Genomic DNA, 23,704 nt, shown 5'->3' with positions numbered 1-23,704 from the left:
AAGGTTATGAAGGATCTCGACAATATTCCCGCTCTGATGGCCGATCTGGGTAAACGCGCCAAAGATGCCGCGCGCGAGCTGGCCTTTGCAACGGCCGAGCGCAAACATGCAGCCCTGATCGCAGCGGCTGAGGCCGTCTGGGCCAATCGCGCTCAGATCATCGAAGCCAACAAGAAGGATCTGGAGTTCGGACGCGAAAAGGGCCTGAGCCCTGCGATGATGGACCGTCTGATGCTGGATGAGGGCCGCATTCAGGGCATGGTTGATGGGTTGCGCACGGTGGCTGATCAGACCGATCCGGTGGGCGAGGTGATGACCGAGTGGGATATGCCCTCGGGCCTGAATATCCAGCGCGTGCGCACGCCGTTGGGTGTCATCGGGGTGATTTACGAAAGCCGCCCCAACGTGACCGCCGATGCTGGCGCTTTGTGCCTGAAGTCCGGCAACGCCGTCATCTTGCGCGGTGGCTCCGAGAGTTTTCACTCCTCAACCGCCATCCACGCCTGTCTGGTCGAGGGTTTGAAGGCCGCGAACCTACCCGAGGATTCTGTTCAACTCGTGCCGACACGTGACCGCGCGGCGGTGCAGGAATTGCTGACCATGACCGACTATGTTGACGTCATCGTTCCCCGTGGCGGTAAAGGACTGGTCGGACTGGTTCAGCGTGAGGCGCGCGTGCCGGTCTTCGCCCATCTTGAAGGCATCGTGCATATCTACATCGACAAGGCCGCCGACCCGCAGAAAACGCTGGATGTTGTGCTGAACGCCAAGACCCGTCGTACTGGTATTTGCGGCGCGGCAGAGTGTTTGCTGATCCATCAGGACGTGGCCGAAACCCTCGGGCGCGACGTCATTACCGCGCTCATGGCCGCCGGGGTCGAGGTTCATGCCGAAGGTGTTCTGGCAATTGATGGAACCACCTCAGCCACCTCTGAGGATTGGGGCAAAGAGTTTCTGGACAGCATCATTGCCGCCAAACCTGTTGCCGACATTGACGCCGCCATTGCGCATATCCAGCAATATGGCTCGAACCACACAGATTGCATCATGACCGAGGATGACACGGCTGCGACCCGCTTCTTTGAGCGGCTGGACAGCGCCATCCTGATGCACAACGCCTCAACCCAGTTTGCTGATGGAGGTGAGTTCGGAATGGGCGCTGAGATTGGGATTGCCACGGGCAAAATGCATGCACGTGGTCCTGTCGGTGCAGCACAACTGACCAGTTTTCAATATCTGGTGCGCGGGAACGGTACGACCCGAGCCTAGAACCTCAGGGTGACGCGGGTTGTGCCGGTCTCGACCGCAACCCGCCGCCCCATGGCCGCCGCCGTTTCCGGCAGCAAGGCAAACTGAACCTGCGCAGGGGTGAGTTTGTTGGCGAAGTTGCCCGTGGCAGAATTCTTCCACAAGTCATTGTCAATGTTCAGTTTATCGGCCGTCCCAGTCACCTGCCAACTGGTGTCAGAGGTCGAGATATCGACCTGCCCACCAAACGGCATCGCGCTCTCGCAGCACATAAGGGCCAGAAAGGCCAGTTTGACCTGATTGCGTGGCACAGCCTCGGTCAGGTTCCAGTTGACCCGCACACGACCTGCTCGTTCCACGTCTTTTAGCAACTCGGCGACCTCGCTGCGCCCCAATGGCTGGTCGCTGGCCGAGCCAAAGGCCACGCGAAAAAACCGAATGCGCGCGCCAGCACTGCCGACACTGCCCGAGATCAGCTCCATCTCGGGGCCTTGCACCGCGCCAACCATATCCAACAGCTCTAGCCCGTTGGTGATGGCCCCGATCGGGCTGATCAGATCGTGACAAATGCGCGAGCCAATCAGCTCGGCCAGGTTGACGTCTGTGGCGCCCATGCGTACCTCCTGCTGTATCTGCCACCGGACCGGAGCCCCCATGACAGACCTCAATGCCATTCTTGCACCGGGCATGTTCGTCCGCCACCCCGATTTCCCCGATTGGGGCGTTGGACAGGTGCAGTCCAATATCGGGGGCAAGATTACCGTGAACTTCCGCGAGCAGGGGAAAGTGGTAATCGACGGATCGCGTATCGCCTTGATGCCGGTCTTTGATCCGTGAAACTGGTTTAGGAAAGGTTAACGCCAGACGCCAGATGGGACCTGTATTGCCTTTGGGGGAACAGCTGCGCTATCAGCCGGAGGCAACTTCAAGGAACGACATGCCGGATTCAGGCCCTTCTTTCACCATCCGACTCGCTGAAACCGAACAGGACCTGCGCGCCGCGCAGCGCCTGCGCTACGACGTGTTTGTACGCGAACTAGGTGGTGGCGGAGAGATGGTCGATCACGATGCTGGACTGGAGCAGGACAAGTTCGATCCGTATTTCGATCACATGCTGGCGATCGACGATCAAACCGGGGAGACTGTGGGCGTTTACAGGCTGTTACCGGGCGAACGTGCAGCAGAGTTGGGCCAGTTTTACTCCGAAGACGAATACGATCTGACCGTTCTGAAGCAGAGCGGTCGCAAGCTGCTGGAGCTTGGCCGATCCTGCCTGCATCCGGACTATCGCGGCGGCACGGCCATGTATCACCTGTGGAATGGTTTGGCGGCCTATGTCACCGAGCGTGAGATCGAGGTTCTGTTCGGTGTTGCCAGCTTTCACGGCACCGATGTCACCGCGCTCGCCCAACCCTTGTCGATGCTGTATCACAACCATCTAGCGCCCGAAGATCTGCGGGTGCGTGCGCAGCCGGATGTGTATCAATCCATGAACCTCGTGGCACCTGAAGACCTCGACCGCCGGGCAGCCATGGTGCAGGTTCCCGCGCTGATCAAAGCCTATCTGCGTTTGGGCGGGTTTGTGGGCGAGGGGGCCTTTATCGATCACAGCTTTAACACCACCGATGTCTGTTTGATCCTAGATACCGCGCGCATGAACGAGCGGCAAAAGCGTATCTATGGCGGAGCCTAAACCCGTGAGTGATCCGCTTTGGAACAGTGACGACGCGCCCGATGCGGTTCACCTTGGCCCTCTGGGGTGGGTACTGGTTTTCTTGCGCGGCGTACCTTTGGCGCTGTTGGTCTTTGGAGGCTTGATCATCTTGCTAGCGATACGCCTGATCGAGCTCCCCTTATTCGGTATTCCCCGACCAATAACTCCGTTCATCACCCAATTTGTTTGCCGCAACGCCTTTCGCATTCTGGGTATAGGTTTCCGAACTTCCGGAGATCTGATGGCTGAGCGTGGTGCAGTGGTGGCCAACCACACCTCTTGGTTGGATATCTTTGCGCTGAACGCCCGCAAACGGGTGTATTTCGTATCCAAGGCCGAGGTGGCGAAATGGCCAGGTATTGGTTGGTTGGCGCGTGCGACCGGAACTGTCTTTATCGAGCGCGACAGGAAGAAGGCAAAAGAACAAACGCTTGTGTTCGAAACTCGCCTGAAAGCGGGGCATAAGCTGCTGTTTTTCCCGGAGGGAACCTCGACCGATGGCCTCAGGGTTTTGTCATTTAAAACAACGCTCTTTGCCGCGTTCTTCGCAGATGAGCTGCGAGATTTCATGTATGTTCAGCCGGTCTCGGTGGTGTTTCATGCACCTGTGGGTGAACCGGACCGGTTTTACGGTTGGTGGGGTGACATGGAGTTCGGCCCGCATCTGCTGAAGACACTCGGCGCGCGCAGGCAGGGGGCGGTCGAGCTGATTTATCATGCGCCAGCCAAGGTCAGTGACTTTGAAAACCGCAAAGCGCTGGCGGCGCATTGCGAAGAGGCCGTCCGTCATGCGCATAGCTTGGCGCGGCTTGAAAAATAGGGCGATTGGCACTTGCGCTGCATCCAAACCTGCCGTATACGCGCGCCATTCAAACCCGCAGGCGGGGTTTGGGCTTTTTGAGGGAGACATCCTCATAAAGACCGCCGGTTGGAGCATCCGCTTCTTTCACCCCCGCCAAGGCGCAAACCGGAAAAGGAAAATAGCATGGCTCTTCCCGAGTTCTCCATGCGTCAGCTGCTGGAAGCTGGCGTTCACTTTGGTCATCAGACACAGCGTTGGAATCCCCGCATGGGCCCGTTCATCTACGGCTCGCGCAATGGCATCCACATCATGGACCTGACCCAGACCGTTCCGATGCTGGACCAGGCTCTGCAGGCTGTTCGTGACACCGTCGCAAAAGGTGGCCGCGTTCTGTTCGTTGGTACAAAGCGTCAGGCTGCTGGCCCGATCGCTGAAGCGGCTGAAAAGTCGGCTCAGTACTACATGAACCACCGCTGGCTGGGCGGCACTCTGACCAACTGGAAAACCGTTTCCCAGTCGATCAACCGTCTGAACCAGATCGACGAAGCCATGGAAGCGGGCGCAGAAGGTCTGACCAAGAAAGAGCGTTTGGGCATGGAGCGTGACCAGCAGAAGCTGCAGGCTTCGCTGGGCGGTATCCGCGAGATGGGCGGTGTTCCTGACCTGCTGTTCGTCATCGACGTCAAAAAAGAAGCACTGGCCATCGCAGAAGCCAACAAGCTGGGTATCCCGGTTGTGGCTGTTGTCGACACCAACTGCTCGCCCGACGGCGTTGACTACATCATCCCTGGCAACGACGACGCAGCCCGCGCGATCTCGCTGTACTGTGACCTGGCCGCACGTGCCGCTCTGGACGGTATGACTGCTCAGATGGGCGCTGCAGGCGTTGACCTGGGTGCCTTCGAAGAAGCACCGGTTGAAGAAGTCGTTGCAGAAGAAGCCGCTGAAGCTCCAGCCGAAGCGTAAGCTGCCCGTCACGTAATTGACACATGGGGCAGGGTATGACCTGCCCCAATTCCGTTTGAATTGAGGAGAGCCAAAAGATGGCAATCACAGCAGCAATGGTTAAAGAACTGCGCGACGCAACCGGCGCAGGCATGATGGACGCGAAAAAAGCCCTGACCGAAACCGGCGGCAACATGGACGAGGCCGTTGACTGGTTGCGCACCAAAGGCCTGGCCAAAGCGGCTAAGAAATCGGGCCGTACCGCAGCAGAAGGTCTGGTTGCTGTTCACGTCAACGGTGGCAACGGTGTTGCTGTCGAAGTGAACTCGGAAACCGACTTCGTTGCGAAGAACGCTGAGTTCCAGGAAATGGTCGGCAAGATCACCTACGCTGCTGAAGGCGTCGACAATGTCGAAGCTCTGTTGGCTGCTGATCTGGGCGGAAAGTCCGTTGCAGACACGATCACTGACAAGATCGCCACCATCGGTGAAAACATGTCGGTGCGCCGCATGTCGAAACTGTCGGGCGACACCGTTGTGTCTTACGTGCACAACGCAGCCACAAACGGCATGGGCAAAATCGGTGTTCTGGTTGCTCTGACCGGTGGCGACGAAGCGATCGGCAAGCAGGTTGCGATGCACATCGCAGCTGTGAACCCGGCAGCTCTGTCCGAGGCCGACATGGATCCGGCTGTTGTCGAGAAAGAAAAGCAGGTTCAGATGGACATCGCCCGCGAATCCGGCAAGCCGGAACAGGTGATCGAGAAGATGATCGAAGGCCGCATGAAGAAATTCGTGGCTGAGTCGACTCTGCTCAACCAGTCCTTCGTTGTGAACCCTGACCTGACTGTTGAAGCAGCGGCCAAAGAAGCAGGCGCAACCATCACCGGCTTCATCCGTCTGGAAGTTGGCGAAGGCATCGTGGTCGAAAAAGAAGACTTTGCTGCGGAAGTTGCCAAAGCGGCACAAGGCTGAGTCTTTGCTCTAGGCCCCGGTTGCGGGGCCTGACGACATTCAGAACCGGTCACGTCGAACGTGGCCGGTTTTTTCGTGTCAGGGATAGATTTGTCTGTTCAAGCAGAAGGTGAATGGAGGGCCCCGCATGATGGGGATGGTCGGGACCCTCCAAAATTCCGACGTCGGTACGCGGACGAATAGGCGCTCCAAAAGTCAGAGTGATTGGAGAGCTCTGGTATTGCAAAGATCCAATCGAATGTTCCTTGGCTAAAGCCACCACTCACGGAACGGTATCAATCTGCAATTTTCCCGTGAAGATGGGAAGTCATGATTTCCTTACCTAAGGTAAATTGACGCGGTTTGGCGTCAATCTCTTGTGGTCAGGCTTCCATAACATACATCTGGTTGTGTAGGGCGGCTTTCAGAACGGCCTGGGCCGTCGTCTCGACCGAAAGCGATTCGCGTGCCAGCCTCAGGTGTTTTTCTACTGTCGCCGCCGTCAGCCCCATCAGCAGGGCTATATCCTGAGTCGTTTTGCCATCACCGACCCATTGCAGCGCCTCTCGCTGGCGTTTGGTGAGCGAACGATTCGGAGGTGTGTAGGGAAGCGTCAGGATCTTGAGATGAGCGATGTTGTTCATCAGAAGAATATCCTCGCCATGCTCTTCCCACATGGCGTCAATCTCGTCCTGGTTGCGGTTTTCTTCGGCCGATAGCGAGATCGCTCCCTTGGACCGCACCGAGACCGAGTTGAAGCTGACAGTATATCCAGCAAGCACGTTGTGCGACTTGTTGAAATCCACAACTTTCTGCTGCTCGGGCGTGAGTTCCCCATTCGAGGCCAAATCCTGAATCAACCCCCAGCTTGCCGCGCCATCGTTGTTCAAAGCCCATTGCAGCATCGGAGCGTTGGAATACCTGCTGTCATCGAGAAAGCCGTCAACATATTCACGCCGATGATTGCTGAGGATGACAAAATCCTCAGAGTCGCCCAAGGACGTGGCAGTACGATATTGAGTGTAGCCATAAATTAGCCGGTCAAAACCGTATATAGCCATCTGTCGGCAATGGGCATCCCAAAGCTCTTCCAAGGTTCTGGAATAGCTGACAAAGCGAAGATATTCCTTCAGCTTCATGCAACGTCCCCTGATTTCAGATGAGCCGCCAAGGCATCCAGCGCCAAGACATAGCTCTGCGCACCAAAACCGCAGATCTGCCCAAGGGCAACCGACGCGATGTAGGACTTGTGGCGGAAGCTTTCCCGCGCGTGGATGTTGGACAGGTGAACCTCGACCAAAGGCAGCTCTACCGAGGCAATCGCATCCATCAGGGCAATCGACGTATGGGTATAGGCGCCTGCGTTCAGAACCAAACCGTTCTGCGTGCCACGGGCCTGATGGATGGCGTCTATCAGCGCACCTTCGTGATTGGACTGAAATGTCGAAACCTCAAGCCCGATAGACGTGCCATGAGCAACGCATTGTTCCTCCACCATTTTCAAGGTGGTGCTGCCGTAAACCTCAGGCTGTCGGGTGCCCAAAAGATTGAGGTTCGGGCCATTCAACACAAGAATTTTATTCATAAATCTCCGTCCCCATATTCGTTTCTTAAACGGCATTTGGTGGGGATGTCTACCGGACAGGGCGATTCAGAGAAAGGTGTTTTTGGGTTGATCTGTGACGATTCTGATAGCCCTTGCGCGGTTGTCCTGCATCATTTCGATAGCCTTTGTTGGTGATTTCGATATGCGCTTGAGCAAGGTTCTGGTCGCGCTGACAAGGGTAAAGATATTGCGTGGCGCGTTGTCAGATCGGTTGGTGTAGCGATCCTCTCCCAGAGTGACATCCTTGTCGCGGTGCATGGTCTCGATGCGCCAATGGTTACGGTTCAGGCGCAGGATGTCTTTGGGTTTGGGCCGCGTCAGGCTGGTGATGAGATACACTGTCTCGGCCTGTGTTCTGGTAATCTGCCCGGCGCGGATATGCTCGCGGGTTCGGCTGATGCAGGCGATACTGCGGATCGTTGGCCACTGCTTGCGCATGTGCTCACTCAATGCCTCGACGGGAAGGAGTTCGATGCAACGCTGGTCGATTCTGCCGTGCCCCGATTGCGGCGTCTCCCGCCATTCCAACAGGGGGAAAAACCGGCGTCTTGAACGCCGTTTCGATTTCTCCCCGCAGGTCTTTCTGATTGTTCTTTACAGGGAACACGTAATCGCCACCCCTCTCCACAACTTTGGAAGTGACTGTTTTTTGGCAGAAAATGGCATCCCCGGTGACGATCTGTCCCGCAAGGTCAATCTGGTTCAGCAGCCGCAGGGCATCAGGTATTTCCATGCCCTTGCCACGCGATGATGTGTGTCCGACGGATTGTTCAAGCGTCGCGCAGAACCCCGACAACACATGTTCCGCCTTGCCTGCCGCGTCCTTGCTGCCGCGTAGAGTTTTGCCATCAATGGCGATCTGATGGTGAGCTTCATCATCTTGTGCTGGTGCCGTAAGCCGCCCAAACGCCTGCGCCAGGGTAGCCGGGTCGAGGATACGTAGCGTTTCCGTTAGCGTTGCATGGCAGGGTGACGCGCGCCCGCGACGGAACCCCAAGCGCATGAGTTGACGCGGCGTGAGCGTACGACCAAGGCGGAACGCCGCCATCATACCCTTGCGCCCACTGAGCATGGAGAGAAGCATCAACCCGACCAGCGCTTCAAGTGGGTGTTGACGGCCCTTTTTACCGCGCGGGTCGGGAATTTGACGCAATACTGAACGAACCGATACCATCGCTGAAACCTCCTGTACCTCACATCCATAGAATAGATTCACTCAATCAAATGATTTGCAAGCGCTTTTTGACGTCTGGTAAATAGCCCTGTCTACCGGACAATGCTCCAATGAGGCGAGTGGGCTGACAAAGATGCCTTTGATGCAACCCGCTCCAGTTAGGTATCGTCCATTGTGACCACAACCTTTCCGAGAACGAAGCGCTGAGAAAGCAGCTCGATTGCCGCCGCGCCCTCGGAAAGGGGGAAGCGCGCCGTGATGCGGGGTTTGACTTTACCTGCGGCGTATAAGTCAAACAATTCGCTTAGATTTTCGGCGTGAGCGTCAGGCTCCCGAAAAACGGAGGCCCCCCAGAAGACGCCAACGATCTGGCACCCTTTCAGCAGCGCGAGATTGAGCGGTACGCTGGGGATGCCAGCCGGAAACCCGACAACCAGATATCGCCCCTTCCATGCAATGCTTCGCAACGCGGGTTCCGCATAGGCTCCGCCCACTGCATCATAGATGACATCGACACCCTCGGCGCCCGCCAGTGCCTTGATATCTTTCGAGAACGCCTTTTGAGCGTCTTTGTCAGGATCCTTGGGGTACAGGATCGTCTCATCCGCACCGATCGAGCGGCAGAATTCAGCTTTGTCCGGCGCGGAAACCGCTGCAATGACTCGCGCGCCGATGGCTTTGCCCAACTCGATCGCCGCCGATCCGACACCACCTGCAGCTCCCAGAACCAACAGCGTCTCACCCGGTTGGAGGGCCGCCCGATCCTTGAGAGCGTGGTAAGAGGTGCCATAGGTGAAGATAAAACACGCCGCCTCATCAAAGGGCATGGTATCGGGAAACTTGATTACGTCCTTGGCTTTTGTCGCAAGATGCGTGGCAAAGCCGCCATGACCGGTCAGCGCCAGAACGCGATCTCCGATCTCGAACCCTTTGACACCGTCGCCAAGCGCAAGCACCTCACCTGCGATTTCGCCGCCAGGGGCAAAGGGCCGCGGTGGCTTCATCTGATAGAGGTCGCGGATCATCAGCGTATCGGGAAAGTTCACCCCGGCGGCTTTTATTCCAACCAGTATCTCTCCGCGGCCCGGGGTCGGATCGGGCAGGGTGGTCAGTTCCAGAGTCTCCGGTCCACCCGCTGCGACGCTGAGTAATGCTTGCATGTTGCCCTCATTGTTCCTGTTATTCTTGCAGATAGAATTTTGGGGCGGGATCGCGCGCTGTCAACGGCGCACCCCCTTTCCCCTACGACAAGCGAGGAGTGCGGCATGACCCCGGAAACCCTGTTTTCTTTGGATGGAAAGGTGGCTCTGGTCACGGGCGGTGCCACCGGAATTGGCCGCATGGCCGCCGAAGCGCTTGTTCGGGCCGGAGCGCATGTGCTGATCGCCTCCCGTAAAGGTGACGCCTGTGAGGCCGTCGCCGCGGAACTGAACGCGCTGGATGCCCCCGGTAGCGCCGAGGGGTTTGCTGGGGATCTGGGCAGCAAAGACGGAATCGACGAGGTCGTTACTGAGATCAATAAACGGACGGAACGCCTTGATATTTTGATGAATAATTCGGGCGTGTCTTGGGGTGCGCCTTTAGGTCAATTTCCTCATGATGCGTGGGACAAAGTGATGTCCGTCAACGTCGCGGGCGTGTTTGAGCTGACGCAGAAATTACTGCCATTGCTCATGAAATCCGGCACTGCCGAGGACCCGGCGCGGGTGGTCAACGTGGGCCCGGTCATGGGTGAGGTTCCGATGGGCGACGGGGCATACAGCTATTCGGCCTCCAAGGCAGCCGTCCTGCATCTGACCAAAATCCTGGCCAAGGAATTGTCGCCTTGCCACGTCACCGTCAACGCTCTGGCACCCGGCCCGTTCGTCTCGCGCATGACCGCTTTTGCAACTGCGGATGAGACAACGCGCGAGAAGGTGGGCAAATCGGTTCCTCTGGGCCGAGTTGGGCGTGACGATGACATCGCAGGCTGTATGCTGTTTCTCTGCGGGCGAGGGGGCAGCTACGTGACCGGAGCCGTCATCCCCGTGTCTGGAGGCATCAACGTAGTTACAGCAGGCAACATCTTTGCCGAAGCGTTTTGACGATGAATACGAACAACCCATTGGATCTGGACGCGGTCGATACCTACCTTGCCGCAAACCTCTCAGGGTATCGCGGCCCTCTGAAGGCCCACAAGTTCGATATCGGGCAATCCAACCCGACTTTCGCACTTGAGACACCGGATCGGACTTACGTTTTACGCCGTAAACCTATGGGAAAGCTTCTTAAATCTGCGCATGCAGTGGAGCGAGAGTTTCGTGTGCAACAGGCGCTTGCAGGCAGTGATGTCCCTGTGCCCGAGATGTTTCTTCTATGCGAAGACACTTCAGTCATAGGGTCCTCTTTCTACGTGATGGAACACCTAAAGGGTCGTGTCTTCTTGGAACCAACCCTGACCGGTGAAAGCAATGAGACGCGCACCGCCATCATGGATGAAATGAACCGGGTGCTGGCCGCGCTGCATTCCGTCGATATCGATGCAGTAGGCCTCGCCGACTATGGCCCGAGCGGCAATTACTTCGAACGTCAGATCGCGCGCTGGACGAAGCAGTACCACGCGTCCGAGACAAACAAGATTGCTCAAATGGATGCGCTGATCACAGGGTTGGAGGATGCTTTGCCGGAAGACGATGGTCAGCGCAGTCTTGTGCATGGCGACTATCGGATCGACAACTTGATGTTTGAACGCAACGGCACCCGGTGTATCGGCGTGCTGGATTGGGAGTTGTCGACGATCGGCCACCCTTATGCCGACCTTGCTGCGGTGATCATGCAGTGGCAGCTGCCTCCGGGGCCAGAAGGGCGGGGGCTGGCCGGGATTGACCGCAAAACCATCGGATTGCCCAGTGATAGAGTCTATATCGACCAATATTGCGCGCGGCGCGGGCTGCCGGAAATAAAGGGTTTTGGCTTCTATCTGGCCTTTAACTTCTTTCGAATGGCCGCCATTCTGCAGGGCGTCTACAAACGCGCGCTGGACGGCAACGCCTCGGACCCGGGCCGGGCGAAATTGTTCGGTGACTACGTGCCGCTCTTTGCACAGCATGGTTTGTCGGCATTGGACGCTTAGGGCGGAGGGATCTTTGGAATGCCGGTAATGTTGGATCAAGACAGGTTGAATCGCATTCGCCCGTGGATGCAACGCTATGTAGATCAACGAAAATATCCCGGTAGTTCGGTTCTTTTGAAACAAAAAGGGCAGGAGGTCTTTTTCCACGCCTGCGGCCAGCGCAATATCGAAGCCGAACTGCCGTTCGAGCGTGACACGCTGGTCCGTATCTATTCGATGACCAAACCGATCACATCAGTTGCGGTGATGATGCTGGTCGAGCGCGGATTGATCCACCTTGGCGCACCTTTGTCCGCGTATCTGCCCGAATTTGCCGCGCCTCAGGCGTTGGTTCCCAATGCCGAGCGGTTGGATCAGACCGAAGCCGCGCCGCCGCCGGCTCTGCACCAGCTTCTGACCCACACGAGCGGGTTCAGCTACCCATTCAATCCTGGTCTTCTGCCATCGGCGATGGAAGAGCGGGATATGATCTTCAAGCCTAATCAAGGGCTTCTGAAGGATAGAGTAAGCGATCTCGCCGCGCTGCCTCTGGCGTTTCAACCGGGCAGCCGGTGGGAGTATTCGGTCAGCACCGACGTCCTAGGTCGCGTTGTTGAGGTCGTCTCAGGAAAGACGTTGGACCAGTTCTTCCAACAGGAGATCTTTGAGCCGCTCGGCATGCAAGAGACTGGCTTTGTGGTTCCCAAAGGCGCTGGTGATAGATTTGCGTCGCTCTATACGCCTCTGGCCGGTGACGCGATGGATCTCAACTCGGCCGAACAGTCTGAGGATACGCTCAGGCTAGTGGATCAAGCGGAATCTTCCCCTTTTGAAGCCACCACCACTTTCTCGGGCGGTGGCGGCTTAGTCGGAACAATAGATGACTATAGCCGGTTTGCTGAAATGCTGCGGAACCGAGGGCAGGCTGCGGGCGAACGGCTGTTGGGTCCGAAGACAGTAGATTTCATGATGATCAATCACTTACCCGGCGATATTGCCTCAATGGGCCCCAGTAGTTTTGCGGAACAACCGATGGAAGGTATGGGGTTCGGATTGGGCGGCTCTGTCGTGCTGAATCCGGGTCGTACCGGAGTGCCGGGATCTGTCGGAGATTTCAGTTGGGGCGGTATGGCCTCGACCTATTTCTGGATTGACTGGTCCTTGGATTTGACGGCTGTGTTCTTCACTCAATTGTCGCCGTCCAGCTCTTATCCATCGCGCGCCGAACTCAAGGCTCTGGTCTTGGGTGCGGTGATTGATTGATGTCGCGGGTGTTGGTACCTCATCCCCAAAATGAACAAGATCGAGCAACCCATGACCGAAGCTGAGCACATTCTCCTGGACCTTCTAAACATCGAACGGCTTGAGGTTGACCTGTTTCGGGGCACTGGATCCGGTGGTGAGACACCGACACGTATTTTCGGTGGCCAGGTCATCGCGCAGGCACTGGCAGCGGCTTACAGAACGGTCGATGACAGGCTCTGCCATTCCTTGCATGCTTATTTCATCCGTCCGGGTGACCCCAGTATTCCCGTTGTTTATCAAGTGGATCGGGCCAGAGACGGAGGGTCTTTTACCACGCGGCGCGTTGTTGCGATCCAGCATGGCAAGCAGATCCTCAATATGTCTGCATCCTTTCATGTTGAGGATGAGGGGTGGTCTCATCAGCATCCAATGCCGTCTTCTGAGAGCCCAGAAACCCATCCATCGCGCAGCGAACTACGCCACAAGTATGTGGACCAAGTTCCTGAAAAGATGAAGAAAGAGCTGTTGCGCGAGCGGCCAATCGAAGTGCGCGAAGTGGATCATCTGGACCCATTTCCTGACTTCCGACCTTTTTGTTGATCTGACTGGGTTTTTGGTTTGTTTTCAGGTGTGGTTGCTCAGAGGCGCGTTGTAGTGCCCCATTATTATAAAAAGTATTGACATGGGCCTTCAGATGGCTAACCTCTTCGCCCATGTTCATCCGCACCAAACATGACGCAAAGCTCAACCGCACACGGATCCAGATCGTTGAATCCGTCCGCACCGGCTCCAAGGTACGCCAGAAGATCCTGCGCCATGTGGGTGTGGCCCATAACGACAGCGAGATTGAGGATATCAAGCGTCTGGCGGGCCGCTTGATGGAGCAATTACGCATTGATCGCTCGCCGCAAATGGAACTGTTCACGCCCACGGAATATGCCGATCTGCAGGCGCTGGTGCGCCGCGCTCCGCGGCCGGACAAGCTTGGCGTTGATCTTGCCGAGTGCCGTGAGGAGGCGCGGGTCTCTCTGGGTCTGCGGGATGTCATGGGGACGATGTATGACCAACTGGGTTGGGGGGCCCTTCTGGGGGCGGCGCGTAAAAGTGCCAATCGCATTGTGAAAGAGCTGGTTATGGCGCGGATCGCACAGCCCGAGAGCAAGCGCGCGACCGTGGAGGCGTTGGAGAACCAGGCAGGCATCACGCTCAATCTGGACGTGGTCTATCGGAGCATGGATTACATCAATACGCCGGTGATAGACGGGATTTGCAAAACCTCTCACGCGGCGGCAGAGAAGTTGCTGGGCGGGCCAGTGACCGTGCTGTTCTACGATTGCACGACCCTGGCCTTTGACACCGAGCGCGAGGACCCGGCCGAGGATGCGGACGGGGTCGAGCAGGATCATCTTCTGGCCAAGGGCTTCAGCAAGGATGGCAAGCATCACCGCGCTCAGGTCATGCTGGCGCTGATCGTCACCTCCGATGGGCTGCCTGTGGGCTATGAACTCTTCCCGGGAAACACCTGGGAAGGTCATACGCTGGAAGCTGCGCTGAAGGCGTTGGAGGGACGCTTCGACGTGGCCAGGGTCACGTTCGTGGCCGATGCCGCCATGCTCAGCAAGGACAACCAGCAGATGTTGCAGAACAAGGGTCTGCCCTACATCCTCGGCTATCGCATGAAGTCCGCCCCGGCCGCCGTGAAGGCGAACATTTTGAGCCCGGAGGGACGCCAGCCTTGGGCTGGACACGGTTCTGAAGAGGCAACCGAGAAGGGCTGGTACAAGGTGATCGACCAGGAGGGAGCGCGGGTCATTGTGACCTGGTCACCCACCCGGGCACGCAATGATGCCCACAAGCGCGACAAGGCAATCGAAAAGCTGCACAAGAAGCTCAAGCGCTCTCGCAAACCCGGCAGCTTCAGCAGCCGGGGATATGGCCGCTTCCTGGCCTTCCCCGACAGCGGGGACGTCACGCTGGATGATGCAAAGATCAAGGCAGCGGCACAATGGGACGGGCTGCATGCCATTGTTGTTCATGGTGCGGACGAACTGGAGGCACAGGACGTCATTGCCCGCTATCACCAGTTGTGGGAGATCGAAGCCTGCTTCCGCACCAACAAGCACGATCTGAAAATCCGGCCCATCTATCACTGGTCGCCGCGTCGGGTCCGGGCCCATATCGCCATCTGCTACATGGCCTTCTGCTGCCTGCAGCACCTGCGCAAGCATCTGGACCTGCTCGGACACCCGATGAGCCCGGCTCGTATCCGCAACGAGTTGAACGCATTGCAGCTCTCGATCCTGCGCCACAAAGGCACCCCTGACCGCTACGGCATGCCAAGCCATGCCACGGTCGATGCCAGACGCATCCTCACCTGCGTCGGCCTGACCTGGAACGAAGCCCCTTTCAAGATACCCCCCGGGCGCACCCGAAAAACTGGCCAGACCAAAGCCTGAGCTCCCTCAACACTCCGAAACAATCGCTGGCGAAAAAAGTCCGTGTAGTGCCTTTTGGCAACCAAGGCATAATAATATCAATGACTTATACGAAAAAATGTCGGAAGTCAGGAGAAAGAGCTGTTGCGCGAGCGGCCAATCGAAGTGCGCGAAGTGGATCATCTGGACCCATTTCGACCTAAGATTTCCGGTGATCAGAACAAGATCTGGTTCCGAATGCCCGGAGCGGCGTCAACGGATGCCCGTACACAGCATCTGATACTGGCTTATGCCTCGGACATGAGCCTGATGAGTTCTGTAGCGCGACAGAATTATTGCTCAATCCGCGACAGTTTCGCGCCCAATCGATGTGATTTTCGCGTTGATTTCCGGTGCGACAGTTTCGTGCTCAATCGGGATTTTGTGCGGCAGTATTGTTGTCACACACCGGATGCGCACTGCTGACAGTGCAGTACAGCAGGACTCTAGGGCGCGGGGGGTGTTCCAAAGAAACTCTGCAGGAGTGACATAACAATCCACCCGACGGCGGCAACTCCAGCGGCACCCAAAATCCAGCCGATGACCTTTAGCCAAGGCTTGGCATCATTCACAATCTGCCGAATTTCATGTACATCGGAGGTCAGGATTTTCAGGTTACTGGCAAGGTTTTTGACCGAGTGATCAAGCGTTTCAACGTTGTCAATAACATCAGCAAGGTTCCGGCTGCGCATTCTCATCATAAATTCGACATCTTGTGACGGAAAGTCCTTTTGCCCTTGATATGGCCCGGTATATCCGTGCTCGTCCTCTGATGATAGCTCATAGAAAATGACCGACATGATCACCTGGCCGTATTGCAAAATAATCGGCTCCAGCGTCGGATTATATAGGGAAACAAAAATTTTTCCCTTATAGCCGGGATCGATTTGAGGACCCCCAAACGCGATGACACCCCTCCTCGCAAGACCAGAGCGGATGCCGTATGACGCGCAAATGCTGTTGGGCAGTTCAAAAAACTCTTCCGAGGATACAGACGCCCAAGAGTTGCTTTCGAGAATGAACTCATCGCCCTCTCCCCAGACATGACGACCGGCACCGGCGGCAAGAACATCGCCTATTCGACAATCGTAGCTCGCGGGCTCGATTTTAGTCTTGTCAAACGGCTCGATTTTGATCGCGCCCGTTGCGATTCTGTCACCGATATCTTTTCGTCCAAGGATTGCCATGCCTGCGCCTTTTCCTGCCTTGCAGAAAGATTAACATTCCCGACCGCACAATGGAATCCCGCGCGTTGATTTTCGCCGCGACAGTTTCGCGCCCAATCGGGTTGTTGTTTTGCCATTTTTGCTTTTGATCAGCCTCATTACTTCAGCGCAGAAAACGGCTCGGTGAGAGCGCGGCAGAAGTCGCCGGACCAGTTCGGGTTGTGGTTCTGAAGGTGTGCTGGCGCGATATCATCAAGGTGCAGGCGGTTTTGCGTTCTGAGGAACCTGATGGTCTCGCAGAGTTCCCTGATCACGGGTGATACAAGGCGTTCGGCTTCTGCATATGGCCCGCTGCCGTTGTGAAAGCTGCGTGTGGTTGCGGTATTCTGGAACCATGTCGCGATGCCTTCCTCCATGACACTGGCAACGCCCTGTGCGGGATCAATGAGGTGGACGCATTCGTGAGCAAGCTGCCAGCGCGCCCTTGCCCCGTCCTGCATTGCGGACCGGTTCAAGTGCACAATGACATGCTTGCCATGAGGATGGGTGTCCGGGAACCATGTCTTGGGCATTTCATGGCATGTATCGACAAACTCGATGCCGAGGACAGTGAAGGCGGGATCTCTGGGCCCCAGCATGGCTTCGATGTCGGACAGGAACACGCCGAGCCATCGCGTGAAGGTGCGGGGCTCAAATCTGCTGGTCGCGCCCTCCTGCATGACAAGCCGTGTGACGAACTGCCCGTCAGCGGCCATTGAGGAGGATCTCTGAAAGGGCCAGATCGGCGGCTTCATTTGGCAGGCGACGGCCGAAAGCCTCAAGCAGGGTCTTGTGGAGCGCCTCGAGCGCCTCGAGTTCCTTGCGCTTGTCGTCGATTCTGGCGGCGAGATATTCCATTGAGGACGGTGTGTACTGGCTCATGTCCGATCTCCGTTGTACGTGTTTTAGCATATCCGCGCGGGCGCGTCATTGGGGCTGGGTGGCGTGCTCCGGCCATCCTTGTGCGACGTTTATGGCAAGGATTGCCTCTGCGGTTGTGGCGGCGGTGATGGCATCCTTGAGTGTGCGGGCGTGGATGCGGCGGGCGCTCTGCCAGGCCGAGAGGGCTTTGGCGAGGGCTGTGATGTCCTCTGCGCGCATGGGGACGCGGGTGTTTGCGGCATCGATCCAGACGAAGTCTTTGGGCCAGTTGGGTTCTGCGGCGGCGCGCAGGGCGGCGGCGGTGATGGCTGCGGCGCTTTTGGTATCGCCCTGCCAGGTGCGGGCGTTGTGGGTGAAGGTGGTGCGGCGTGCAAGCTCTGCGGCCAGTTGGGCGTGCTTGTGCTGCCGGGCCTCTTCGCAGGCCTGGTGCACGGCGTGCCGGGTGAGGCTGTCCCATGCGGGCTTGTCGCCGGCCTTTGCATCTTCGCGGCCATAGGGGTCGGGCTGTGTGGCGGCGGCGAATTGCGGCGGGTTCCATGTGTAGCGGTCCCACATGGTTTTGGTGATGGTCTCCGGGGGCTCGGCCTCTTCGGGGAAAGCGGTCCATGGCAGGATGTCGTGAGGCAGGGCAAGACCTGTCTCGGTGAGGGCCAGGAGCGCCTGTGCGAAGGCGTCGTAGGAGAGCGTTTGTGGCGCGGGGTCTTGTGCGGTGGGGTCTTGTGTCACTGGGCTTTGTGTCACTGGGCTTTGTGTCATGGGTCATATCCTGGGTCAGGCGACGGGATCAGGCGAAGGGGCGGGTTTCTCGTGCGGTGAGGGTGAGATATGCGGCAGCACTCCATGCGACCCGTGTGCTGCCGCCTCTGATACCCGCGACGCTCGCGCCCCCGGTGCGTACGGTTCCTGTTGCGCGCAGGGTGAGCCTTTTCTGCCGGCCGACCGGGGTGAGCCGGGCGGGCAGCACCCCGCTGAGAACGGCACGGCCTGCGGCGCCGGTGGTGACGCTGATGCTGAGGGTCCGGATGACGACATTGTCGAGCCGGACCTCGAGCCGGACGTTGAAGGTTGCGCTGTTGTATCTTGTGCCCACGGCCGATTCTGAACCCTCGCTGTTGCGGCTATGTTCGTACCAATAGGACGAGGAAGGCGGGGTGAACCCGCCGCCCGAGACCTCGACCGCGTAGCGGATGATCTCGTCGGCACTGTCCCTGCGCACCACGATATCGGAGCCGCCATCACTGCGGCGCGTGGAGAAGCGCTGGTTTTTTCCTGACTTCCGACCTTTTTGTTGATCTGACTGGGTTTTTGGTTTGTTTTCAGGTGTGGTTGCTCAGAGGCGCGTTGTAGTGCCCCATTATTATAAAAAGTATTGACATGGGCCTTCAGATGGCTAACCTCTTCGCCCATGTTCATCCGCACCAAACATGACGCAAAGCTCAACCGCACACGGATCCAGATCGTTGAATCCGTCCGCACCGGCTCCAAGGTACGCCAGAAGATCCTGCGCCATGTGGGTGTGGCCCATAACGACAGCGAGATTGAGGATATCAAGCGTCTGGCGGGCCGCTTGATGGAGCAATTACGCATTGATCGCTCGCCGCAAATGGAACTGTTCACGCCCACGGAATATGCCGATCTGCAGGCGCTGGTGCGCCGCGCTCCGCGGCCGGACAAGCTTGGCGTTGATCTTGCCGAGTGCCGTGAGGAGGCGCGGGTCTCTCTGGGTCTGCGGGATGTCATGGGGACGATGTATGACCAACTGGGTTGGGGGGCCCTTCTGGGGGCGGCGCGTAAAAGTGCCAATCGCATTGTGAAAGAGCTGGTTATGGCGCGGATCGCACAGCCCGAGAGCAAGCGCGCGACCGTGGAGGCGTTGGAGAACCAGGCAGGCATCACGCTCAATCTGGACGTGGTCTATCGGAGCATGGATTACATCAATACGCCGGTGATAGACGGGATTTGCAAAACCTCTCACGCGGCGGCAGAGAAGTTGCTGGGCGGGCCAGTGACCGTGCTGTTCTACGATTGCACGACCCTGGCCTTTGACACCGAGCGCGAGGACCCGGCCGAGGATGCGGACGGGGTCGAGCAGGATCATCTTCTGGCCAAGGGCTTCAGCAAGGATGGCAAGCATCACCGCGCTCAGGTCATGCTGGCGCTGATCGTCACCTCCGATGGGCTGCCTGTGGGCTATGAACTCTTCCCGGGAAACACCTGGGAAGGTCATACGCTGGAAGCTGCGCTGAAGGCGTTGGAGGGACGCTTCGACGTGGCCAGGGTCACGTTCGTGGCCGATGCCGCCATGCTCAGCAAGGACAACCAGCAGATGTTGCAGAACAAGGGTCTGCCCTACATCCTCGGCTATCGCATGAAGTCCGCCCCGGCCGCCGTGAAGGCGAACATTTTGAGCCCGGAGGGACGCCAGCCTTGGGCTGGACACGGTTCTGAAGAGGCAACCGAGAAGGGCTGGTACAAGGTGATCGACCAGGAGGGAGCGCGGGTCATTGTGACCTGGTCACCCACCCGGGCACGCAATGATGCCCACAAGCGCGACAAGGCAATCGAAAAGCTGCACAAGAAGCTCAAGCGCTCTCGCAAACCCGGCAGCTTCAGCAGCCGGGGATATGGCCGCTTCCTGGCCTTCCCCGACAGCGGGGACGTCACGCTGGATGATGCAAAGATCAAGGCAGCGGCACAATGGGACGGGCTGCATGCCATTGTTGTTCATGGTGCGGACGAACTGGAGGCACAGGACGTCATTGCCCGCTATCACCAGTTGTGGGAGATCGAAGCCTGCTTCCGCACCAACAAGCACGATCTGAAAATCCGGCCCATCTATCACTGGTCGCCGCGTCGGGTCCGGGCCCATATCGCCATCTGCTACATGGCCTTCTGCTGCCTGCAGCACCTGCGCAAGCATCTGGACCTGCTCGGACACCCGATGAGCCCGGCTCGTATCCGCAACGAGTTGAACGCATTGCAGCTCTCGATCCTGCGCCACAAAGGCACCCCTGACCGCTACGGCATGCCAAGCCATGCCACGGTCGATGCCAGACGCATCCTCACCTGCGTCGGCCTGACCTGGAACGAAGCCCCTTTCAAGATACCCCCCGGGCGCACCCGAAAAACTGGCCAGACCAAAGCCTGAGCTCCCTCAACACTCCGAAACAATCGCTGGCGAAAAAAGTCCGTGTAGTGCCTTTTGGCAACCAAGGCATAATAATATCAATGACTTATACGAAAAAATGTCGGAAGTCAGGAGGAAGGCGGGGTGAACCCGCCGCCCGAGACCTCGACCGCGTAGCGGATGATCTCGTCGGCACTGTCCCTGCGCACCACGATATCGGAGCCGCCATCACTGCGGCGCGTGGAGAAGCGCTGGTTTTTTCTTGTGCGCGCCCTGCCCGACGCGTCCAATCGCCAGCGCGCGCCCCGGGCCACATCGCCGATGAGGCTGTCATCGAGATGGGTGAGGGTGATGAGGCCGGGGCCGATCTGGACGCCGCCGGTGATGAGCGCGGTGTCGGCGCGCAGATGGGTGCCGTCGATCTGGCCGGCGGCGAGGGCCTCGGCCAGCAGCGTGCCGGGGATGACGGTATTGCCGTTGATGACATGGGTGACGGGGAGCCATGCGGTGCCGGTCCAGGCGCGGGTTTCGGCCCAGCCTCCGGCGCTGTCGGTGAGGGTGACCACATCGCCGGTGACATTGGCGCCGGGGGTTGCGCGATCGGCGATGCTGTTCACCCAGCCGCGCGCGCTGACGCGCCGGGCATAGCTGCCCGCCCCGCGCGCGCCATTGCTGCCATCACGCCCGTTGATGCCGTTGCGCCCGTCACGCCCGTTGCGGCCGGGGTCTCCCTTGTCCCCCCTGTCTCCCTTGTCCCCCCTGTCTCCCTTGTACCCCCTGTCCCCCTTGCCGCCGGTATCGCCTTTCCTGCCCGGCCGCCCCGGGGCGCCGTCGCGTGCATATCTGGTCCATTGCACCGGTCGGGAAAACGCCCCCCAGTTGCCGGAGGAGCCTTTGCGCTGGCTGGCCCAGAGATAGGGTCTGGCGGCGCTGACGTCAGGGGCATCATCAACCCAGCCCTCGGGCACATGATCGTCGAGGCGCCGCTGGGTGGCTGTTGTGCGCGGGGTGGCGGGGCGGATCGGGGTGCTGGTGGCGCGAAAGATGAACTCGACACCCGGACCATCAAGGCCCGGTCGCCCCTGCCGGCCGGTATCGCCGGTATCGCCCTTCCTGCCCGGTCGCCCCGGGGCGCCGTCGCGTGCATAGCGGGCCCAAAGCTCGGGTGGCGAAAACGCGCCCCAGTTGCCCGAAGAGCCGGTGCGGCGACTGGCCCAGAGATAGGGCGCGTCGCGCGTGATCCCGACGGGATCATCGGACCAGCCGGGGGGCACATGATCATTTGCCCTGGACTGCGCGGGCGTTGTCTGCGGTCTTGCGGGCGCCCGGCGGGTGGCGGTGCGCCGGAAGATCATCTCGACCCCAGCGCCATCCTGCCCGTCACGCCCATCCTGCCCGTCGCGTCCCGGCTGCCCGTCCTGGCCCGGGTCCCCGTCGGTGCCGTCGCGTCCCGGCTGACCGGCGGCCCCCGGGATGCCGTCGCGTGCATATCTGCCCAGGAGCGCGGGGCGCGAAAACGCCCCCCAGAGCCCCGCGCGCCCGCGCCGCTCGCTGATCCATTCATATGGCTGCTCCACGGTGACACCCAGGGGCGTGGCGGACCAGGGCGGGGGCGTGTAGCCGGGCATCTGGGCCGGATCTGTTGCCGCCCCTGTTGCCGCCTCACCCGTTTGCGCGGGCGGGGTGAGGCTGAGGGTCATGGCGGTGACGGTGTCGCGGGAGCGCAGATTGTAGAAAAGCAGCCGGAAGGTGAAGCGCTCGCCGGCCCTCAGCGTGATGTCGAGATGATCATCTGCACCGCGGCGCGCGGCATTGCCCTTGGCGCTGAAGATGGCCCAGTCGGTGCCCTGGTCGGGGGCGCCGTCCATGGTGATGCGCCAGGTGCCGGCGCGTCCCCGGGGTGCGGTGAAGCGGAACCATGTGGCGGTCCAGGCCGGGCCCGGCGGGTCGAGGCCCTTGAGGAGGGGGTATGAATGATTTGTGATCGGCCAAACGCCCTGAATCTGTTAGAGGATTCGGGGAGGCGGATAGGTCTCAGGCTGAATTGTGTCTTAGGGCATTGTGACCCTGTTGAGGAGCTTAGCTTTCGCCTGTTTCCGAACAGCCCCCATAGGGCCCGGTTTTGGCCGGTGATCCTGCATAGGAGCTTGGTTTGGCCGTTCACGCCCCATTGGGGGCTCCGCCTCCTTGAGCAGGGAGTATAGCCATGGCTTACATAGGTGTCGATCTTCATACGAATTCCTTCACGATCTGTCGGCGTGAGACGGACGGATCGGAAACATTCCAAACCTTTCATCTGTCCGCGCAGGCGCTTGAGCGGTTCTGTCAGAGCCTTGATGCGGATGACGAACTGGCGGTCGAGGCCACCGGCAACACGGCCTGGTTCTGCGGTGAGGTGGAACCCTGTGTCGGCCGGATCGTTGTGGTCAACCCGCGCCAGTTTAAAGTGATCCGCACATCGGTGAAAAAGACCGACAAGAACGATGCGCGCGCTTTGGCCTTCTTCCTGTCGAAGGACATGCTGCCGGAAACCCGGCTCAAGTCCACTCAGGAAAGCGAACTGGCCTCGCTGACCCGGACGCGTGACATGCTGGTCAAACAGCGCACCATGCTGCTGAACGGCATCCACGCGATGTTTGTCCGTCACGGCATGAAGCTGAAGAAGGAAGGGTTGTCCAGCAAGAAGCGCCTGCGCGACCTGGATCTCAGCCGCTTCACACCGCTTGAGCAGGTCGAACTGGCGGCATTGCGGGACCAGGCGCTCGGCCTGACCGAGACCCTGAACCGTATCGACAAGGCCATCGAGGAGGCCGCCTCGGCCATGAAAGGCTTTGAGGGGCTCACCAGCATCAAGGGGATCGGTGCGCGATCTGCCGCGGTCCTGCTGGCGGGGATCGGCAGGGTTGAAGACTTCTCCGACGCGGACAAGCTGGCCGCCTATGTCGGCATCGTGCCCAAGGTGAGTAACTCGAACGAAACCGAACATCACGGGCGGATCACGAAGCGCGGCAACAAGCTCATGCGCACCACGCTGGTGCAATGTACGCTCATCGCGATCCGCTATTCGGGATATCTCAACAGTTATTATCGGCGCATCAAGGAACGCCGTGGCGCGGGCAAGGCGATCATAGCCACGGCCCGCAAGCTGCTCAAGATCATCTATGACACGCTCAAGAACGGCTGGGTCTTCGACGATTTTGCCGAATTTAAAATCAAACAAAATCAATGCCCTGCTTGA

General features: G+C 58.8%; 25 protein-coding genes and 1 pseudogene. 14 read left to right on the top strand and 12 right to left on the bottom strand.

Going from position 1 to position 23,704, the window contains the following annotated elements:
• Positions 1–6 precede the first annotated feature (6 nt).
• Positions 7–1,269, top strand: coding sequence for a glutamate-5-semialdehyde dehydrogenase (locus ACOERD_RS02605; protein WP_419737959.1), 1,263 nt, complete (start codon positions 7–9; stop codon positions 1,267–1,269).
• Here ACOERD_RS02605 and ACOERD_RS02600 read toward each other — a convergent pair.
• A complete protein-coding gene (locus ACOERD_RS02600) occupies positions 1,266–1,862 on the bottom strand; it encodes a histidine phosphotransferase family protein (protein ID WP_419737958.1) in 597 nt (198 codons plus the stop codon). The genes ACOERD_RS02605 and ACOERD_RS02600 overlap by 4 nt on opposite strands.
• A 40-nt stretch (positions 1,863–1,902) precedes the next feature.
• Between ACOERD_RS02600 and ACOERD_RS02595 the strand changes: the two genes are divergently transcribed.
• The 5 genes from ACOERD_RS02595 to tsf all read left to right on the top strand — a co-directional run bounded on the left by ACOERD_RS02595 (position 1,903) and on the right by tsf (position 5,683).
• Positions 1,903–2,085, top strand: a complete 183-nt coding sequence (locus ACOERD_RS02595) for a DUF3553 domain-containing protein (protein ID WP_170373734.1) — start codon at positions 1,903–1,905, stop codon at positions 2,083–2,085.
• A gap of 100 nt (positions 2,086–2,185) precedes the next feature.
• On the top strand, positions 2,186–2,941 hold the full coding sequence (locus ACOERD_RS02590; RefSeq protein WP_170548683.1) for a GNAT family N-acyltransferase: 756 nt from the start codon (positions 2,186–2,188) through the stop codon (positions 2,939–2,941).
• Complete coding sequence (locus ACOERD_RS02585; protein ID WP_419737957.1) at positions 2,928–3,782, top strand: lysophospholipid acyltransferase family protein; 855 nt, start codon at positions 2,928–2,930, stop codon at positions 3,780–3,782. The genes ACOERD_RS02590 and ACOERD_RS02585 overlap by 14 nt, the downstream gene beginning before the upstream one ends.
• Positions 3,783–3,947: 165 nt before the next feature.
• Positions 3,948–4,730 carry a 30S ribosomal protein S2 gene (gene rpsB, locus ACOERD_RS02580; protein WP_170466928.1) on the top strand — a complete coding sequence of 261 codons (783 nt, stop codon included), beginning with the start codon at positions 3,948–3,950 and terminating at the stop codon, positions 4,728–4,730.
• Between the two features lie 77 nt (positions 4,731–4,807).
• Positions 4,808–5,683, top strand: coding sequence for a translation elongation factor Ts (gene tsf, locus ACOERD_RS02575; RefSeq protein WP_170373730.1), 876 nt, complete (start codon positions 4,808–4,810; stop codon positions 5,681–5,683).
• A gap of 362 nt (positions 5,684–6,045) precedes the next feature.
• Here tsf and ACOERD_RS02570 read toward each other — a convergent pair whose 3' ends face one another.
• The 5 genes from ACOERD_RS02570 to ACOERD_RS02550 all read right to left on the bottom strand — a co-directional run bounded on the left by ACOERD_RS02570 (position 6,046) and on the right by ACOERD_RS02550 (position 9,602).
• Entirely contained in the window at positions 6,046–6,801 is a 756-nt protein-coding gene (locus ACOERD_RS02570; protein ID WP_419737956.1) for a LuxR family transcriptional regulator, read from the bottom strand.
• Complete coding sequence (gene aroQ, locus ACOERD_RS02565; RefSeq protein WP_170466932.1) at positions 6,798–7,247, bottom strand: type II 3-dehydroquinate dehydratase; 450 nt, start codon at positions 7,245–7,247, stop codon at positions 6,798–6,800. The genes ACOERD_RS02570 and aroQ overlap by 4 nt, the downstream gene beginning before the upstream one ends.
• A gap of 66 nt (positions 7,248–7,313) precedes the next feature.
• Entirely contained in the window at positions 7,314–7,796 is a 483-nt protein-coding gene (locus ACOERD_RS02560) for an ISAs1 family transposase (RefSeq protein WP_419737870.1), read from the bottom strand.
• Positions 7,711–8,442, bottom strand: coding sequence for an ISAs1 family transposase (locus tag ACOERD_RS02555; RefSeq protein ID WP_419737869.1), 732 nt, complete (start codon positions 8,440–8,442; stop codon positions 7,711–7,713). The genes ACOERD_RS02560 and ACOERD_RS02555 overlap by 86 nt, the downstream gene beginning before the upstream one ends.
• A 158-nt stretch (positions 8,443–8,600) precedes the next feature.
• Positions 8,601–9,602 carry an NADPH:quinone oxidoreductase family protein gene (locus tag ACOERD_RS02550; RefSeq protein ID WP_419737955.1) on the bottom strand — a complete coding sequence of 334 codons (1,002 nt, stop codon included), beginning with the start codon at positions 9,600–9,602 and terminating at the stop codon, positions 8,601–8,603.
• 105 nt (positions 9,603–9,707) lie between these two features.
• Between ACOERD_RS02550 and ACOERD_RS02545 the strand changes: the two genes are divergently transcribed.
• The 6 genes and pseudogenes from ACOERD_RS02545 (at position 9,708) to ACOERD_RS02520 (ending at position 15,678) form a co-directional block, all read left to right on the top strand.
• Positions 9,708–10,526, top strand: a complete 819-nt coding sequence (locus ACOERD_RS02545; RefSeq protein ID WP_419738337.1) for an SDR family NAD(P)-dependent oxidoreductase — start codon at positions 9,708–9,710, stop codon at positions 10,524–10,526.
• A 2-nt stretch (positions 10,527–10,528) separates the two neighbouring features.
• On the top strand, positions 10,529–11,554 hold the full coding sequence (locus tag ACOERD_RS02540) for a phosphotransferase (RefSeq protein ID WP_419737954.1): 1,026 nt from the start codon (positions 10,529–10,531) through the stop codon (positions 11,552–11,554).
• A gap of 30 nt (positions 11,555–11,584) precedes the next feature.
• Entirely contained in the window at positions 11,585–12,796 is a 1,212-nt protein-coding gene (locus ACOERD_RS02535) for a serine hydrolase domain-containing protein (RefSeq protein ID WP_419738336.1), read from the top strand.
• A gap of 51 nt (positions 12,797–12,847) precedes the next feature.
• Positions 12,848–13,354 (top strand): annotated as a pseudogene (locus tag ACOERD_RS02530) (acyl-CoA thioesterase); the annotation flags it as partial.
• A 137-nt stretch (positions 13,355–13,491) separates the two neighbouring features.
• On the top strand, positions 13,492–15,234 hold the full coding sequence (locus tag ACOERD_RS02525; protein WP_419737624.1) for an IS1634 family transposase: 1,743 nt from the start codon (positions 13,492–13,494) through the stop codon (positions 15,232–15,234).
• A 123-nt stretch (positions 15,235–15,357) separates the two neighbouring features.
• Positions 15,358–15,678 (top strand): hypothetical protein, encoded by a 321-nt coding sequence (locus ACOERD_RS02520; RefSeq protein ID WP_419737953.1) that lies wholly within the window; start codon positions 15,358–15,360, stop codon positions 15,676–15,678.
• Between the two features lie 20 nt (positions 15,679–15,698).
• On the opposite strand, the gene ACOERD_RS02515 is transcribed toward ACOERD_RS02520, so the two are convergent.
• The 5 genes from ACOERD_RS02515 to ACOERD_RS02495 form a co-directional block, all read right to left on the bottom strand.
• A complete protein-coding gene (locus ACOERD_RS02515) occupies positions 15,699–16,439 on the bottom strand; it encodes a dCTP deaminase (protein WP_419737952.1) in 741 nt (246 codons plus the stop codon).
• A 137-nt stretch (positions 16,440–16,576) separates the two neighbouring features.
• Positions 16,577–17,173 (bottom strand): hypothetical protein, encoded by a 597-nt coding sequence (locus tag ACOERD_RS02510; protein WP_419737951.1) that lies wholly within the window; start codon positions 17,171–17,173, stop codon positions 16,577–16,579.
• Entirely contained in the window at positions 17,163–17,339 is a 177-nt protein-coding gene (locus ACOERD_RS02505) for a hypothetical protein (RefSeq protein ID WP_419737950.1), read from the bottom strand. The genes ACOERD_RS02510 and ACOERD_RS02505 overlap by 11 nt, the downstream gene beginning before the upstream one ends.
• Before the next feature lie 45 nt (positions 17,340–17,384).
• Positions 17,385–18,095, bottom strand: a complete 711-nt coding sequence (locus tag ACOERD_RS02500) for a DUF4376 domain-containing protein (protein ID WP_419737949.1) — start codon at positions 18,093–18,095, stop codon at positions 17,385–17,387.
• 28 nt (positions 18,096–18,123) lie between these two features.
• Complete coding sequence (locus ACOERD_RS02495) at positions 18,124–18,558, bottom strand: hypothetical protein (RefSeq protein ID WP_419737948.1); 435 nt, start codon at positions 18,556–18,558, stop codon at positions 18,124–18,126.
• 186 nt (positions 18,559–18,744) lie between these two features.
• On the opposite strand from ACOERD_RS02495, the gene ACOERD_RS02490 reads away from it, so the two are divergent.
• Positions 18,745–20,487, top strand: coding sequence for an IS1634 family transposase (locus ACOERD_RS02490; RefSeq protein WP_419737624.1), 1,743 nt, complete (start codon positions 18,745–18,747; stop codon positions 20,485–20,487).
• A gap of 107 nt (positions 20,488–20,594) precedes the next feature.
• Here ACOERD_RS02490 and ACOERD_RS02485 read toward each other — a convergent pair whose 3' ends face one another.
• Positions 20,595–22,334 (bottom strand): hypothetical protein, encoded by a 1,740-nt coding sequence (locus ACOERD_RS02485; protein ID WP_419737947.1) that lies wholly within the window; start codon positions 22,332–22,334, stop codon positions 20,595–20,597.
• A gap of 338 nt (positions 22,335–22,672) precedes the next feature.
• Here ACOERD_RS02485 and ACOERD_RS02480 point away from each other — a divergent pair, with 338 nt between their 5' ends.
• Complete coding sequence (locus ACOERD_RS02480; protein WP_419737613.1) at positions 22,673–23,704, top strand: IS110 family transposase; 1,032 nt, start codon at positions 22,673–22,675, stop codon at positions 23,702–23,704.

Source organism: Ruegeria sp. (assembly GCF_965199275.1).
In the GTDB taxonomy this organism is placed as follows: Bacteria; Pseudomonadota; Alphaproteobacteria; order Rhodobacterales; family Rhodobacteraceae; genus Ruegeria.
Note: the sequence above shows the minus strand (reverse complement) of the source record. Positions and strands in the feature narration are given on the sequence as shown.